This window comes from Paenibacillus sp. FSL M8-0142 (assembly GCF_038597315.1).
GTDB classification, from domain to species: Bacteria; Bacillota; Bacilli; order Paenibacillales; family Paenibacillaceae; genus Paenibacillus_AQ; species Paenibacillus_AQ lactis.
The window spans coordinates 4654439-4670229 of sequence record NZ_CP152008.1; the positions used below are offsets into that span (position 1 = coordinate 4654439).

Here is a 15791-nt window from a genome sequence, read left to right on the forward strand (position 1 = left end):
GGGTCCGGCTATTTCACATGAATGGGCAATATTATGAGATGGGTTGGACCGGCAATATGGACGATATCATCCGCTTAGCTCCCAGAATATCTATCAATATAATTTCTATCCCCTCTTTGTCTGTAGAAATCTGCTGGGATACGACTTTTCCTGTCTTCTTTAGATAACGAAGATGTATCAATATCTCAAATCTAATGTCAAAAGTATAGCGGAATTATATGGTAAATAAGCGTGGGTAAAAGCGGTGTCCACCCATGTATAACAAGTCAACGGGCTCCGCATTTTATGATTGTACAGTTAGACCTTAAATAGTGCCATCCGTTGATTTTCACTGATTCGTCCGTGTGTAGTCCTGCGCAAGTCTTACATCAGCAACTTCCTCACCAAAGCTGACTTGACAACGGTCTGGAAGAAAATGCAGTTGTCCAAGTCAGCATAAGTAAAAAGTGGTTTCGTCATCATCATTCCCTCCAATTTTGGAAAATAAAAAAACACCAACAAACGTGTAATTGAACTGTGACCCATAAGATGGACACTTTGAAAAAAGTGACTTCTTGTGGGTCATTTGTGTTTTAATCAAGGTATGTGACGAGGAGTGATACGAGAATGGGGAAGTTGAAACGGGTGCTCTTTACCGAGGAGCAAATGAGGAAGCTGGAGGAGAATCCAAACGTACACCATGTGACCGAGGCGGCCATTACATACACACCTGCATTCAAGCTGGAGGCGCTGAAAGCCTACAAGCAGGGGCAGACACCTTCAGAAATCTTTATTCGTGCCGGCTTCGACCTGGACGTTATTGGTCATAAGAAGCCCAAGGACAGCTTAAAACGGTGGCGTGAAACCTTCGAACTGTACGGTGAGGAAGGTTTGGCTACAGAGCGGCGCGGTAAGGGCAGTACAGGGCGCAAGCCAGCTGGTCAGTTGTCAGCCGAAGAAGAATTGAAACGGGCTAAGGCCCAGATCAAACTGCTTGAAGCTCAAGTGGACATGCTAAAAAAGCTCGAAGCGCTCGATCGGCAGAAGAAGAAACGCTGACGCCCTCCGAGCGCTATGAGATCATAAATCGCACCATTCGGGCATATGGCCTGAAACGAATGACACGCTATCTATGCGAGCTCGTGGAAGTAAGTCCAAGCGGCTATTACAGGTGGCTGGGGACGGAAGAAGATCGTCAACTTCGTGCTGCCGCCGACGAGCAGGACATCCTTCTCATCAAGCAGCACTTTGACGCGCTCCGCGGCAAAGCAGGTGCGCTTGTGATTAAGATGCGGCTGGAACAGATAAGCGGCGTTGTCATGAACCACAAGAAGATTCGCCGGCTTATGAAAAAGGCAGGCTTGGTGGCCGTAATCCGTCAGGCGAACCCCTACCGCAAGATGGCTAAGGCAACTCAAGAGCACAAGACGTGTCCGAACCTGCTGGAGCGAAAGTTTGACCAAGGCGAACCTGAGAAAGTGTTTCTCACTGACATCACTTATTTGCGCTATGGAAGCGGACACTGGGCATACCTTTCCTGCGTGAAGGACGGGGCGACCAGGCAGATCCTTGCCGACAGCGTGGCAGCAACACTCGAGCTTCCAATTGTCGAGCGGACGCTACAGCGTCTTTTAGAGCGATTAGATGGAAACATTCATCCAGAAGCGATTCTGCACTCCGACCAAGGGATGCACTACACGCATCCTAAAACCCGTCTTCTCATTGCTAAGGCAGGATTTAAGCAGTCGATGTCGCGCAAAGGCAATTGCTGGGACAACGCCCCGATGGAATCATTCTTCGGTCACTTGAAAGACGACGTTGATTTTAGCGATTGCCAAACTATTGATGAAGTGAGGGTGCGAGTGAAGGAGTACATAAGCTACTACAACTCAGAACGATACCAGTGGACATTAAAAAAGATGACCCCCGATGAATTCAGAGGTCATCTGCTTGCTAGCTAAGCTCTAGGCGGTTTATTTCAAACTGTCCACAAATCGGGTACAGTTCAAATCAACACGATTTGGCGGTGCTTCCGCTAGTTCCCATAGTAGTTTACCTGTATTTATTTGTAAATAATTTTATAAGTCAATCCCTATGACATAAATCGGAACTTGAATTGCGCTCTTAAAATGAGGAAGATACCTTACGACTTATGTCGTCGTTGAGCAACAACAGACTGTCTACGATTGCCCGTTCTCTTACATCATTATACATAGTCAATATTTCATTAAAACTCATTTCAGTTTGAACCAATTCATTTTTGAAATTGTCTAAAAATTCACCGTAGCCTGAACCTGCTGTCCAACCCATAGCATAATGAGGGACGTTCACAAGCTTTGTGACTCCATCTTCAAAACCATATTCTCCACCACGCCCAATGGATACACGATTATCCGTTGCAATTACGGAATTAGTATCGGAAAGGTAATTTATTACGACTGTCATGCACACACATCCTCTCTAATATAGGTTAGTTTCGACGTAGGTTATGAAAAACCCCTTTATTTTCAATTCTAATCACGCTTCTCAAAAAACTAAAATCAATAGTTTTTTGCAGAGCTATGAGAAGTAACTTAATTCCTTCGCTTACTTTGGATAATGGCTGTATGTGGATAGAGAATCGTAGGCATATCAAGGGTTTTAAGGATATTAAGCGATTCGGCAACTGTATGAAAAATTCGCAGAACGTGCTCAATACTTCCCTGCCGCCGAAATCTCAACTTTGACCACATAATGCAATTCCTCAACGTTTACCCCCAAGTTCATTTCCGTTTCCCAATGTAAGCCCACATAAGCCGGCGCTGAACTGATGAATAACGTAACTCACGTATCCGTTCCAATCAGCTTTAACCACTTCGTCCAATGGCTCCAGACCGCTTCCGTTACCGACTCTACACAGTTACCCTACTGTTTTACTTACCGTCGCTTCTGTGAGCTTTTGGTGGGCTTACAGCGGCGTCACAGTCCCTTAACCGTTGGTTCGTTGGTTCCCCTGTTCCGTACAGTTCCCCACGTTATATTGCAAGCGGTGCCGCGCTGAACCACGTTGACAGACTCATTGTATATCCCTGCATTTTTATTCAATTTCAAATGTAGTGATTAGGATTAGGATACCAATGTCATTAGTGTGCGGAATAATTTGTAAAGGGGGGACACGGGGGAAGGGGTACAGCTGCACCTGCAAAAGTGGTTCAGATTATACATAAAATATTTTAGACATTCGTGGGTCAACGTGAACTGAACCCCCACGTCAAATTACGATATGTCGTAAAAGGATGGCATGTTTGTCTAAACGTGTTATATCATGGGAAGTACAACTTGAAAGGACGTGACCTCATGGAGAACCTTCGGGACAAGCTTCACCAACTTATAGACGAACTACCAGAAGAAGCGTTGGTTTACGTTGAACAGCATGTGTAAAAGCTTGCAGAACCACATCCACTGGTTTGATATTGAATCCTACGCTTTCTGGTTCAATGAAAAGGACGAACAATATGAAACTAAATATAGGCAACTTAGACCAAAAACAGAAGGAAATATACGTTGAAGCGGAATAGTAGGAACCGCTTCTTTTTTATTTCTTCAAGTCAAGGGCACGCCTTACACCGACGCCAATCATACGGCTTACTGATTACGTCTGCCTTATCGGAAATTGCGGTTAAATCATCTGAACAGTATTTCGGATAACGGGTCGTATAAGTGCCAATGCGTGCTGGAACCTTTAGATGCCAACAACCAACCTTATGTAAAACGTTACCCGTTTTTCCTCCTGCATGATTGAAGATATAACCGTCAACATGTTCTTTACACCAATCTTCGTATTCTTGTTCTCTGTTGGAAAAGTATTCAACCAAAGCAATCACCGCTTTCCTCTTTGTTCATTTACTACTTTCCATACATAGTTCGTGTAAGTCTTCAACTGCCGCGCAATATCCACTTGTTTCATTCCGGTGCTATGCAATCGCAGAATCTGTTCTTTCAACGTCATGTTCTCATACAACATACCCGAATCGCCTCCGAAATTGTTTATATCCAAATTATAGTACGGAATTCAATATCCCGATAGTAATTGGAGTGTTGTGACTTTTAGTATGTGATTGGAGTGTTGTGTGACATGAAAACATATCACGATTCAAATAAAATACCCCAACCGCAGGGGAAGGGGAAGGTGTGATGCTCGAAATTATATTCCCAGAAGTTTTGAGGGAAGTTTCCAGTTGTCCAAAAATGGTGTAGCATCACGTTCAGAATCACGAACTTCAACAACTTTTCCGTTATTCACGTGAAAATAGAAGTGGTACATATTGTTTTGGTCAGTGGTTTTATTCTTTACAAAGTCAATCAATTCGCTTCGGGAAAACAGGAACGTGTAAAACTCCTTTTGATATTCAACGGTAAAAATGTACATTTCAACGTGTACATTATTGTTCAAGTCGTCCTTGTTCACGGTATGCCAGCCAGACGGGAACTCACGGAAACTTCTGCTGTGATAGAACTTTGCTTTCAACGATTTCCCTTGAAATTCCAAAAGTATGTCGGCTTTCGCAGCTCGATTTCCCTTACTAATTGTGAATGCCGGATTTTGTTTTTTCAATTCATCCATAACATATTTTCGTGAAATGCTTCTTGTGATTTTTTCTGAAGAATTCAATTCATCTAGAATATCTCGATTATCATCTAATTCTTCATCACCATCATCTCTACTTTCCAACACCTGCACCCGTTCCTCCAAACCCTTTACGCGTTCAAATAATTCCAATACAATTTTCTCGTAATTCATCTTAACACCTCCATGTTTTATCTGAAACAATCATACCAGATATTTTAGATATAATCAATGATTCTTTGGATTCTTTCAATTTATCCATGATAAAAACAAAATAACCCCTACACTGGGGGGGCAAGAGGTGTCCTAACGGTCTGAAAACTGATTCATTTCTTGTTGCTCTTTTGATACAACTCTTTGTTCGGGGCAACCTTGTCTAACCTAACATGTTCACTATCTAAGTTCAAAAAGACTTCACCATCCCTTTCTATGAAGGGGGCATTCATTTCATCAGGAGATATATTTATGGGAATCGCAGGGATAACTTCTATATCAATGTAATCCAATTTCTTATCATCAAAAGAGCCATATGTAATGTAATCATGTAAGATTTTCTCAGCATTAGCCAGTGTGCGTTCAAAATCATTTTGATAAGTTAGTTTCATTGCAGTAATCACTACAATTTGGCCATTGACCTCATAACCTGTAGGTGCGTTGAACCCAATCGTAATTTGAAACAATTGAGTTTCAAAATCCTTAAATATATTTATTGCGAGCGTATTTATAGCTTCCGCTCTTTTCTTATCGTAAGTAAGTCCTTTTGCAGTATTTTTCTCCTTTGGAATAAAGCATAGATTTTCCAAATAGCAATTAAATCCATCATTATCCATATGGTCAACTACATACTTCATTTTATCAGCTTGGGCTAAAGCTTCTTCACCATACCAATGAGACATTACTACTCGGTGTAAAAGCCCTAATTTACTGGAATTTATATATTTCTTCTCTTTGTCCTTATTTTTATTAGTTTTAACATGCCAAGATGTTGATTGAATCTTTTCCCATAACTTTTCTTCGTAATCGGTAAAAGCAAGCTTTGTTTCATTTTTCGGATGAAAATATACACTTTTACCATCATTATTTATATCCACGGTAATCCTCCTTCATATAGGTAAGTGGTTATTTGTTCGACATGCGCCAGTAATTTCCTTTCAGCAATCAAAAAAGGAAGTGTGCATTATAGCACCACTCCCCTTTAGAAGGTCATTATTTGAATTTTGCCGTCTTCCTTATACACCCGTATTTCCTTCACAATCATCCGAACCAGTTCACGTTTCTGGTCGAAGGTGATTTCTTCGGGGTTCAAAGTCAAATAGTATTCCATAGCGTCTTGAAGCAGATTCACCGAGAACTGACTGTTGGCTTGTGCTTGAATGACCTGTTCCAGTTCAGACCGATGGGAAGCAGCTGTGCTTCCTTTCAGTTTCAGAAGCTTTGCCTTAACATCATCAATCAGCATGTCGTCACTGTCTGCCAACAGGTTCAGAAGTCTTGCCTTGCCGTTCCTTGCACGTCCAAGTTCTTTGTCCAGACGTTCCAGTTCCGCTTGCTCAAAGGTGGCTTGCGGTGCTTCTTCGGTTGCTTCAAGCCTTGCGGTAATTTCACTTGGCGTCGTCATCCAGTTATGAATAGTGTCCCAAATTTCTCCGTCTATCGTTTCACAAGCAATTGTGTGCTTACACCCACGGTGCTTTGCACCTGCCGTATTTTTAATGTCCGTGTATTGCCAAACTTCCTTGCCCAATTGGTTGATTTACGTCCGGTCATAGTGTTCCCACATTCCCCCACACCGGAGAAGCCCCGATAAGAAGTATTGGTTCTTGGAAGTGCCTGACCAACGTCTTCTGGATTCGCCCATAAGGTTTTGTGCATATGAGAATTGCTCGTTGCTTATAATAGAAGGACAAGGTATTCCATCCATTCGTCTTCCGGTCGTAACTTCATGGCAACACGGTCTTCCTTGTCTTTGAACTTGTTGCCTAACATACCTTCCGTGTTCCACTTGTTTTAATGGAAGGTACCCGTGTATGTTTCATTCATAAGTATCTGCCGGACAACCTGTCTTGCTCATTGGGAAGCATTACGATTGGTCGGAATCCCTTGACGGGTCAATTAGTGGGCTATACCGTTGATGCCCTTTACAATGCCGTTGTTCGGCGTGGTGAACAGCTCGAATATAAGCTGAACAATCGGGGCTTCTTGCTCATTCACAATCAGTTGGTTCGATTCTTGGTCATAGTCGTATCTGTAAACGAGATAGTCCTTGACCACTTTCCCTTGACGTGCTTTTTCACGTCTACCGCGTGACATACGTTCGTTTATCTTGGCCTTCTCAAATTCGGCAATAGCACCACGCATTTGATAGAACAACATGCCTTCCGGTGTCTTCTGATAGTCACCGTTAACGAAGACCAGTTCCGCATTGCGTTCAATTTCTTCGGACACAATCAACTGGTTCATTAGTTTACGTGAAAGACGGTCTGGGTCAAGGCAGACAACCCTTGTAATCAGTCCGTCACGTAAGCCTGCCGAAGCCTTGTGAAGTCGGTCAAGGAATTCCCCCGAAATACTTCATCCACGTATTCCAAAGCGTTTGGAACTCCTGCCTTCGTCTTACACTGACGAACCTGCTCCTGCAATGAATACCCGTGCTTTGCTTGTTCTTCCGTTGAAACCCTAGCGTAAATTGCGGTTGTCATTTTGCTTCTTCCCCGTTTCCCGTATTAATTTGTTCTTATACATTTGCTTGATATAGTCGTATGCTTTTGCACGTACCTTTTCGGCGGAAGAACCTTCAATGATTTCAATTACCCGTTTTTGTTTCTTCATGTTGCCGCACCCCACTCCACGGATGTCCCTTGCCCCTCAACATGTTGGTTGCGGCGTGCAATTGGGACATTTAGAAGTGGGTATGCTGTTGTGAAGGATAACTGGATTTTTCTTGCGCAGTACGTTTGTAATTAGTATCTCATTCTCAATGCAACAGAGAGTAAATTGATTTCCCTCCTCTATATATTAGACACGCCAATTATACTGTATCCGGCAGCCTAATTAATTTTTCCTGAGCTGCCGAAGATGTCGACTTTTATGCTCAAAAAAAGCCTCTTGGAAGTTCGCAGGAGCGAACTTCCAAGAGACAATTTCTGTCCAAAGATCTTTCATCTATTTCATTTTCCCGACGACTTTCACTCTTAATCTTGTCGCATTCTCCGGATGATAAGCGAGCGGGGTTTCTTCCACTTCGACCAATTCGATCGTATCCGAGTCCGCACCGGCCAGTTTGGCCTGCTTGACCGCTTTTGCCTCCGCATCCTTCAGACAAGCCTCGCGCGGTTTCCGCGCATAAATATAAATCTGTTCATATTGCCCGCTGATTTGAGCAATGGACGCCCCGATGGCGTTGGCTACACTTCCGTTCTCCACTTTCATCATGCCGGCTACTCCCCGAATCGAATCCGGGATAATAATGCTGCCGCCGCCGACAAGAACGAGCTGAACGTCTTCCGAGGAGGTCTTCATTTTATCGATCGCTTGCTCGACGATTGCAGAAATTTCGGCCTGCACCGCTTTCGCAAACGCCTCCTCTATATGGGACACTAATCGCTTGTCGCCTACATCGGCCAGTCCCAGCCGGACGGCGATATCGGTGGTTGTCAGCGTGCTGCCGCCAAAGACAAGCGCTTCTTCGCCGATCCTGTACCCGACACTGTCGGGTCCGACCGAGATCTTGCCGCTTTCGTCCACGCGGACAATACTGCCTCCGCCCAGTCCAACGGAGATAATGTCCGGCATACGGAAATTGGTACGGATATCGCCAACTTCCACGGCAACCGACGACTCTCTCGGGAATCCATCCTGCAGAACGCCGATATCCGAAGTCGTACCCCCGACGTCCAGCACCATCGTGTCTTTGATCTTCGCCAAATAAGAAGCACCGCGAATGCTGTTCGTCGGGCCGCAGGCGATCGTGAGGATCGGAAACTGTTTGGCGTAATCAATAGACATTAATGTGCCGTCATTTTGACATAAATACACAGCCGCATCCGTAATTCCTTCCTCCTCCAAGGCGTTTACGAACCCTTGGGTGGTCGTCTCGATCACCTTGCACAACGCCGCATTCAAGATGGTCGCATTCTCACGTTCAATGAGTCCGACGGAGCCGATCAGGGAAGAGCAGGAAACCGGATATTCTTCTCCATATACCTCGTGGATAAGATCGCGGACACTTAGCTCCTGGTCGTTCTTGATGGAGGAAAATACGCCGATGACCGCGATGGACTCGACTGTTCCACGCCATGCTGCCAACAGCTCGCGAATTTCATCCTCATCGACTTCGCCGAGCACTTGACCATCGTATTCATATCCCCCATGAACTAGAGCGTAATTTCCCGACAGCTTCTCAACCATATCATCCGGCCAAGCCGTATACGGAGGAACGGAAGCCGTTGCAGGATAGCCTAGGCGAATGACGCCGACCGTGGCCAGCTTTTTACGTTCCACAATCGCGTTGGTGCATTGCGTCGTGCCAAGCATGGCATGCGTAATTTGAGTTTTATCGATGCTTGATTCCTGCAGCAATTTCCTAAGCGATGCTTCGATCCCTGTCTGGATGTCCAGACTGGTTGGAGATTTTACGGAGTGAACCAACTGATGAAGCTCGTCCAAAATAATGGCATCCGTATTCGTTCCGCCCACATCGATTCCGATTCTATACATGATCAGCCACCGCCTTTTTCACCAGTTCTTCAATCGGAACATAATCGTAATCATATCCAAAGTACCGGGGTCCCGCCGTTTGGATTCCTTTATCCGTTCTCCATTTTTCATGCGCCGGAAGTCCGATTACCCGCACGCGCTTGCCATACTTCAGACTCTCGGTCGTGACGGGCGTTAACGTTTCATAATCAACCAGACAGAGCAAGTCCGGGGTCATGCCGACAACCTGACCGTCCCTTTCGGCAACGAGATTCTCATTTTGAAAATGAACCTTCATATTGCCGCCTTTGTGGGCTTCGATGCCTTCCAGATTCATTTTGCCGAGATTAAAGCCTCCCTTGGTTTCACGGATCACATCGACGATTTTTCCTTGGAACAGCTCGTAGCCGGACACCAACTTTAAAAGCTCATGCAGCTTTTCTTTCGCATCTCTATGGTTCGAGGAAATAATCTCCCCGATTTGCTCAGACAACGTAACCACATGATGGACCCCGCTTCTCTTCATTTGAGCCCCGGTCGTCGGGTACAGGCTCACCAAAGCGCTGGCCCCCATTTCGACCGTAGCTGCCCGGGCCAAGCGTTCTGTCCATTTGTTATCGATCGTTTCAAAAATGCCGATATTTCCTTTCTCGTCCGTAATCGCCATCGGCGTTGCCGAGATTCCATCCAGGTTAAATGTCACCATCTGCAGCTCGGGAAAGGCTCTGCCCATTCCGTCGCAATCGATCAGCGGCAGACCGAGCTGCGCCGCAACGACGATCGGGATCATGGAATTGACGCCGCCCGCTTCCATGGGATACGTGCCTGCGATTTTGTCCTCTCCCAAATACCGGGCCAGCTTCTGAAAGACCTTCACAAACTCGCTTCCGTTCGGAAATTTCTCGGATGATACGGAAGGGGCTCCCATCATGGCTGCCGGAATAAAAAAGTCTTCATCACCGATTTCATCGACCGAATACAATTTGACGGGCCCGTTCTTCTCAACAGCCGAAATCGCCATCAATTTTCCGATATACGGGTCTCCGCCACCGCCTGTTCCCAGGAAAGCAGCGCCAATCGCAATATTTTCAATCGAGGCTTTATCTAAATATCTCATCAGTGTTCCTCCAATATGACAGACTTTGTAACGGTAAAGCGATATCCTACCACATAAATGACAAATGAAATGACAATGCCGATCAACGGCTGATTAGATACCTGCGGTAAACTGGGGAAGAACGACAACACGACGGGTAGGCAGGCAATGACCGAACCGATCAGCCACGATAAAACGCCCAGTCGATTAACGCCCTCCGTTTCCTTCCAGCGGCTTTTATCCCCTTTGTTCATCACCCAATAAGCGGCAATCATGACGCCCGCTACGGGAGGCACCATGGCCGACAACACGGACATGACCGGCGTAAAGTAATCCAGAATGCCCACGACGGCAAGCACCGTCCCGATCAGTCCGGCGGCGCCTACCGCCCATTTTTCTTTTTCCTTGGAAACGTTAAAGACATTGATCAACGCGAACCCGCCCGAGATCGCATTCACCATATTGGTCTTCCAAGCCGCCAGGATCAGCACGATGCCGCCGATCAACGGAGTGGCGATGTTCAAAAAGACGGCCGTAACGTCATTCGTTTGGTAAGCCAGCGTCAAGACGGCCCCTACGCTAATCATCAGAACGCCTGCCGGTATAATCCCAAATAGGGCGGCTTTCCACACATCGGAACGCTTCGCGGAAAATTGCGAATAATCCCCGGCAATAACCGCTCCGAGCGCAAAGGAGCCCATCGTTACCGCCAGCCCGTCCATAAAGCTCATGTCCTGCTCAGGTCTGTAGTTCGAAATAAGCTGCAGCGTCTCTCCATTCAGCGCCTTGACCAAACCATACACGCAGAGCACGACCAGCAATGGTACCGCAATATAACTGAGCACGCGCAGCACTTTGATTCCGTACATTGCAGAAACGACCATCACCAAACCGCTGATCAGCGAGGCTATTGGGACCGGAATCGCAATATCAAACTCGGCCAACAAATTTGCCAGCGCCGCGCCGCACACATTGGCCTGAATCCCAAACCAACCGAGGCAGGCAATCGTCAAAATAATCGAAAGAATCGTGCGGGATCCCTTGCTGCCAAACACCTGGCTCGCAACCTGAACGGTCGACTTGCCCAGCTCCGTGCTTTGAATCCCCTGTAAAATCATGATGGCTACGATAATGGCATACCCGACCAAAGTAACCACTAAGGTTTGGGATAAGCTCATACCAGTGATGAGCGTATTCCCTACCAGGAGACCCGGTATGCTGATCATCGCGCCGGCCCAAACGATCCCCAGCGTGAACCAAGACTGCGTTTTTTCTGTATTGCTCATCCTATCCCGCTCCCTCCACTTGATCGAGTGACCAAAAACTATTTTTCTTATTGTAAAAGAAGTGGGACAACGCGTCTTTTTCCGAAATAAAAATAAAAATCCGAATTTTTGTCATTTTCGACAAACCCTCGGATTCTTGGACTTAGTTATGGATTAACCGGTAGATCATGCAGGCCAGATACACATCGTAAAATTCGGAATTCATCGTGATATCGTAGCCCAGCAGCTCGCTGATTTTCTTGATGCGGTACTTTACGGTGTTTTTGTGGACAAAGAGGAGCTTGGCACAGACATCAAAATTTCCCTTCGCATCCAGAAGAAATATCGTTAATGTTCTAACCGATTCAGGGTCATCCAGAATAGGAGCGATCACCGCCATCCATTCCTCAATGACTTCTTCTCCTTGCACGCTCAAGTCGATCGCCCGCTTCATGGAGCGAATTTCTGCGGCCGTAAACATTTTCCGTTCTTGATATATAAGATGCACTTTCTTCCCGACTTGGTTCACGAGCTGATACATCCTGCGTACATCCGTCGTATTCCTCATTCTCGGCGCGTACACCATTTCGGATATGGAGGGCAGGAAGCTCGTCGTATCGATATACTCTTCAGCCACTTCAACTTCATTGTATTTATATGAGCAGTTGCCCAGAAGCACGATGATGCAATGATCGATCGTTTGAATGACCGCTGTTTTATAGGATTTGGAGAGATGCTCCGACAGTTCCTCCCTGATGCGTTTTTCCTCCGATAAATCCTGAATGTAGACGAGCCACATCATTTGGATCGACGCGACATCGATATGCAGCAGATGGGCAAGTCTCCGCATCTTTTCGCTTTCATCATTGATAATCGCCTTGACCAAGGCATATTCGCTGACCTCGTTATGCTTGTCTCCCCATAAATTGATAGCCACCTGCACGACCTCGCTGATTTTATCGATGGTCTTCCCCGGCAGCTTCGAATTTTCCTTGATTAAAAAAAGATTCAGCGCCTCCCCGTTCTTTTGGCGGAGAACCTTATGATCAACAAAACAGGAGATGTCGGAGCTGATCGCTCCGGCACTGCCGTTCGCCATTTGAGGCGCGTGCTCCTGAATGATTTTCACCACATCCAACGTAGAGTTGCGCGGCCACATGACTTGATTCACGATCTCAAGCTTCGTATTGGTCAGTACAATGTTGGCTTTCAGCCGGTCGGCTAACAATTTCAGCATTATCTCCACGCTGCGCGAATGCTCCGGAAGGTACGACACCTTCTCCAGCGATTCATTGACAAAATTATCATTGATCGTCTGATTGTCCAGCACGATCGCTTCCATCACTTCATAAATCACTTCATTGTAACGCAAGGAGGAATCGTTCTCGGGCATGCAGATGATAATAAAATTTTGGGACTCGGCTAATTGCAGCACTTCCTCCGGCACCTTCGGAATGACAATTCCGACATAATATAAAATCAGTCCCACTTCACCGAGATTAATCAAGTATTGAATCGCTTCGCACTGCTTGTCCACACTGTCCTTGATGGAGTATAACGAGCTGATCACAATTTCCTCCGCATACCACTCCTCTTGGACGGAACGGACGATTTTAGAAGAAAAATCAGCGTTGGAAACCTCCAATACGGATAATGAGGAGACCGTACGATGAAGGCTGTTCAGTCCGGTCAGCACCTTGGCGCCCCGGAATGAAGGCAATTGCAGTATATCTTTAACGGTTACCCCATATGTTTCACCACTTCTTCTTGTTTTTGTTCCAATGATCAAAGTTATAATCCCGTCATTAAGGGATGCTTATACTTGGCTGCGTGTCTTACATTTTAAAGTGAATCCTGCCGGATTGCTACCAGGAAAAAAAGCGCCGCATGAAACTTAAAGTCAAAAAAAGACCGGGCATGGCCCGATCCTAAAATCACTTTTTCTTATAAAACTCATGATACAGCTTCATTAGCGCCCGCTTCTCAATCCGGGACACATAGCTCCGGGAAATCCCGAGCTCCTTGGCGATTTCGCGCTGGGTACGCTCCTCGCCTCCAGCTTCGAGCCCAAACCGCCCGATCACGACCTCCTTCTCCCGGTCATCCAAAATATCAAGATTGCGGTAAATTTTGCTCTTCTCAATCTTCAGCTGCACCGCATCAACGATATCATCCGCTTCGCTTCCGAGAATATCGATAAGTGTGATTTCATTTCCCTCTTTGTCCGTTCCTATCGGGTCATGCAATGATACGTCTTTTCGCGTTTTCTTCAAAGAACGAAGATGCATCAAAATTTCATTTTCTATACAACGGGCAGCAAATGTCGCCAGCTTCGTGCCTTTATTCGGCCGAAAGCTTTCAATCGCCTTGATGAGTCCAATCGTCCCGATGGAAATCAAGTCTTCCAAATCCTCGCCGGTATTGTCGAATTTTTTGACGATATGCGCGACCAGCCGGAGGTTATGCTCAATCAGTTTGTTGCGCGATTGAGGGTCGCCTTCGGCCATTCGCTGCAGATGCTTTGCTTCCTCATCCTCCGTTAGGGGCTGGGGAAACGCATTGTTTTTCACGTACGAAACGAGCAGGGTCAACTCTTTAATGAACAAAGCAATTGCGGTAAACAATCCAGGCACTGTAGGACACCTCCTGCGAAAAATACAATGCAACCGGCCCTATACGCGCTCGGTTCTCGGTCTTCTCATTGTATGTAGGCTGTGGCCCAGAAGTGCCTGTACGTTTGGAAATGCGTCCAATAAAATCGATCAGGAAGCGGGTGCTCGGCATGTCTGTTGGCGTTCTGCAAGGACCGCGATTTGCATCCAGCTGACGTTCGGCTTCGCCTAGGCGAGCTCCAGTCTTGCCGTCATGTGATGCCGGGGAGGTCCATAATAAAAGAGATGCTCCTTAGAGAGCTTCACAACAGAAAGCTTCATAGTAGGGAGCTTCGCAATACAGCGCTTCATAACAGAGAGTCTCGCAATAGGAACCTCACCAATGAGCTACAGAATCCCTGCTCATTCTATCGCGCCCGGCTGGCTCAGCTGATCGAACAGCCAATCGTACGAGTACCTGCCGCTGATTTGGTGCCTTCCCGGGAACAGATCGGCCATCAGCCGATCCTCCGCCCCGTCGCGCCTATAGATTTCCCGGAGCTGATCAGCAGCGGCACGAAAGCCCTGCTCGGGAAATATCCGATCCTCGCTGCCCGATTCCACAAACAAGGGTCTCGGCGAGATCAGCCCCAGCCACTCCGGGAGCTCGGCATGGGCCAGCATGCCGGGGATGTAATTGCATACGCAGTGCTGCACCGCCAAGATGCTGTCCTTAAACGTATTCGGATACCCGGCAATGACGGCAGCCCGAATCCGCGGGTCCAGCACCGCGGTCAAAAACGAGATCATCCCCCCGCCGGAGAAACCCATGATGCCGATTCGGTCGCTGCGTACCTCTGCCCGGCCAGCGGCATAATCGACCGTCTTTAACGTTTCCGTCACGCGCAGACCTGCCAGCGTCTTGCCATGCATCATCAGCCGGGTGGATAAGCGAAGGCAGGAGTGGTTCACGTCCGGGTTAGCTGCCACATCCGCCTGAAGTCGCCGCTCTCCGAAGCCGGCAACGTCCGGGGCGATGACAATCATCCCCCGCTTCGCCAATTGAATGGCAAAATGCCCGTGGGCTCCAGGCGGCTCCATATCCGGAGAGCCGTCCGGCTTCAATCCGATAATTTCCCTGCTTCCGTATCCGTGGCCGTGAAGCGCTACGACAGCAGGCAGCGGGTCGCGGCTGTAGCTGTCTGGAACGAGCACGTATGCTGCAAACGACAGTCCGGGTATCGCCGACAGCTGAATCCGTTCCCGAATATAACCGTCACAGACCGTTCGTTCAAGCAGTACGGGCTCCTGACCCTTGCTTGCATCAAAATCGCCGAGCAGCTCACGCAGCTTATGCTTCAAGTACTGCTTTCGCTCCTCTGCCGTACCGGACGCCTTCGCTGTCTCTATACGCTTCATGCTGCTGTCGTACAGCTTCTCCAAATATTCGTCCGCATGCCACATCCGCTATTACACCGCCCTTTTAGTAAATTTCAGATTGGATCACATGATTCGTATATGATCCGTGTTTCGATTGCTCTATTTTCTGTAGACAGACG

15 protein-coding genes are annotated in these 15791 nt (G+C 47.0%); 2 read left to right on the plus strand and 13 right to left on the minus strand.

Annotation, left to right across the window (positions count from 1 at the left end):
* Nucleotides 1-606: 606 nt before the first annotated feature.
* On the plus strand, nucleotides 607-1038 hold the full coding sequence (locus NSQ46_RS21495; RefSeq protein WP_237086953.1) for an HTH domain-containing protein: 432 nt from the start codon (nucleotides 607-609) through the stop codon (nucleotides 1036-1038).
* Between the two features lie 35 nt (nucleotides 1039-1073).
* On the plus strand, nucleotides 1074-1940 hold the full coding sequence (locus NSQ46_RS21500; protein ID WP_244152659.1) for an IS3 family transposase: 867 nt from the start codon (nucleotides 1074-1076) through the stop codon (nucleotides 1938-1940).
* A gap of 163 nt (nucleotides 1941-2103) precedes the next feature.
* On the opposite strand, the gene NSQ46_RS21505 is transcribed toward NSQ46_RS21500, so the two are convergent.
* The 13 genes from NSQ46_RS21505 to NSQ46_RS21565 all read right to left on the minus strand — a co-directional run bounded on the left by NSQ46_RS21505 (nucleotide 2104) and on the right by NSQ46_RS21565 (nucleotide 15696).
* Nucleotides 2104-2424, minus strand: coding sequence for a hypothetical protein (locus NSQ46_RS21505; RefSeq protein ID WP_342574611.1), 321 nt, complete (start codon nucleotides 2422-2424; stop codon nucleotides 2104-2106).
* Between the two features lie 1738 nt (nucleotides 2425-4162).
* The gene (locus tag NSQ46_RS21510; protein ID WP_342574612.1) at nucleotides 4163-4759 is read right to left on the minus strand and encodes a hypothetical protein; all 597 of its coding nucleotides are present in this window, start codon (nucleotides 4757-4759) and stop codon (nucleotides 4163-4165) included.
* Nucleotides 4760-4911: 152 nt separating this feature from the next.
* Entirely contained in the window at nucleotides 4912-5676 is a 765-nt protein-coding gene (locus tag NSQ46_RS21515; protein ID WP_342574613.1) for a hypothetical protein, read from the minus strand.
* A 104-nt stretch (nucleotides 5677-5780) separates the two neighbouring features.
* The gene (locus NSQ46_RS21520; protein WP_342574615.1) at nucleotides 5781-6329 is read right to left on the minus strand and encodes a hypothetical protein; all 549 of its coding nucleotides are present in this window, start codon (nucleotides 6327-6329) and stop codon (nucleotides 5781-5783) included.
* Between the two features lie 368 nt (nucleotides 6330-6697).
* The gene (locus tag NSQ46_RS21525) at nucleotides 6698-7153 is read right to left on the minus strand and encodes a recombinase family protein (RefSeq protein ID WP_342577013.1); all 456 of its coding nucleotides are present in this window, start codon (nucleotides 7151-7153) and stop codon (nucleotides 6698-6700) included.
* Complete coding sequence (locus tag NSQ46_RS21530) at nucleotides 7093-7284, minus strand: recombinase family protein (protein ID WP_342574617.1); 192 nt, start codon at nucleotides 7282-7284, stop codon at nucleotides 7093-7095. The genes NSQ46_RS21525 and NSQ46_RS21530 overlap by 61 nt, the downstream gene beginning before the upstream one ends.
* Nucleotides 7262-7414 carry a hypothetical protein gene (locus tag NSQ46_RS21535; RefSeq protein WP_342574619.1) on the minus strand — a complete coding sequence of 51 codons (153 nt, stop codon included), beginning with the start codon at nucleotides 7412-7414 and terminating at the stop codon, nucleotides 7262-7264. Before NSQ46_RS21535 ends, NSQ46_RS21530 begins: the two co-directional genes overlap by 23 nt.
* A 333-nt stretch (nucleotides 7415-7747) precedes the next feature.
* On the minus strand, nucleotides 7748-9301 hold the full coding sequence (locus tag NSQ46_RS21540; protein ID WP_342574621.1) for a hydantoinase/oxoprolinase family protein: 1554 nt from the start codon (nucleotides 9299-9301) through the stop codon (nucleotides 7748-7750).
* Nucleotides 9294-10397: a DUF917 domain-containing protein gene (locus NSQ46_RS21545; protein ID WP_007129342.1), complete on the minus strand. Its 1104-nt coding sequence runs from the start codon at nucleotides 10395-10397 to the stop codon at nucleotides 9294-9296. Before NSQ46_RS21545 ends, NSQ46_RS21540 begins: the two co-directional genes overlap by 8 nt.
* Complete coding sequence (locus NSQ46_RS21550; protein WP_028404363.1) at nucleotides 10397-11662, minus strand: cytosine permease; 1266 nt, start codon at nucleotides 11660-11662, stop codon at nucleotides 10397-10399. Before NSQ46_RS21550 ends, NSQ46_RS21545 begins: the two co-directional genes overlap by 1 nt.
* Before the next feature lie 142 nt (nucleotides 11663-11804).
* Nucleotides 11805-13361: a PucR family transcriptional regulator ligand-binding domain-containing protein gene (locus NSQ46_RS21555; protein ID WP_342574623.1), complete on the minus strand. Its 1557-nt coding sequence runs from the start codon at nucleotides 13359-13361 to the stop codon at nucleotides 11805-11807.
* Between the two features lie 214 nt (nucleotides 13362-13575).
* A complete protein-coding gene (gene sigK, locus NSQ46_RS21560; RefSeq protein ID WP_007129338.1) occupies nucleotides 13576-14274 on the minus strand; it encodes an RNA polymerase sporulation sigma factor SigK in 699 nt (232 codons plus the stop codon).
* Between the two features lie 381 nt (nucleotides 14275-14655).
* Nucleotides 14656-15696 (minus strand): alpha/beta hydrolase family protein, encoded by a 1041-nt coding sequence (locus tag NSQ46_RS21565; protein ID WP_342574624.1) that lies wholly within the window; start codon nucleotides 15694-15696, stop codon nucleotides 14656-14658.
* Nucleotides 15697-15791: the final 95 nt, after the last annotated feature.

Coding starts and splice junctions, on each gene's coding strand:
- NSQ46_RS21495 (WP_237086953.1), top strand. CDS start 607: ATGGGGAAGTTGAAACGGGTGCTCTTTACCGAGGAGCAAATGAGGAAG.
- NSQ46_RS21505 (WP_342574611.1), bottom strand. CDS start 2,424: ATGACAGTCGTAATAAATTACCTTTCCGATACTAATTCCGTAATTGCA.
- NSQ46_RS21510 (WP_342574612.1), bottom strand. CDS start 4,759: ATGAATTACGAGAAAATTGTATTGGAATTATTTGAACGCGTAAAGGGT.
- NSQ46_RS21530 (WP_342574617.1), bottom strand. CDS start 7,284: ATGACAACCGCAATTTACGCTAGGGTTTCAACGGAAGAACAAGCAAAG.
- NSQ46_RS21535 (WP_342574619.1), bottom strand. CDS start 7,414: ATGAAGAAACAAAAACGGGTAATTGAAATCATTGAAGGTTCTTCCGCC.
- NSQ46_RS21540 (WP_342574621.1), bottom strand. CDS start 9,301: ATGTATAGAATCGGAATCGATGTGGGCGGAACGAATACGGATGCCATT.
- NSQ46_RS21545 (WP_007129342.1), bottom strand. CDS start 10,397: ATGAGATATTTAGATAAAGCCTCGATTGAAAATATTGCGATTGGCGCT.
- NSQ46_RS21550 (WP_028404363.1), bottom strand. CDS start 11,662: ATGAGCAATACAGAAAAAACGCAGTCTTGGTTCACGCTGGGGATCGTT.
- NSQ46_RS21565 (WP_342574624.1), bottom strand. CDS start 15,696: ATGTGGCATGCGGACGAATATTTGGAGAAGCTGTACGACAGCAGCATG.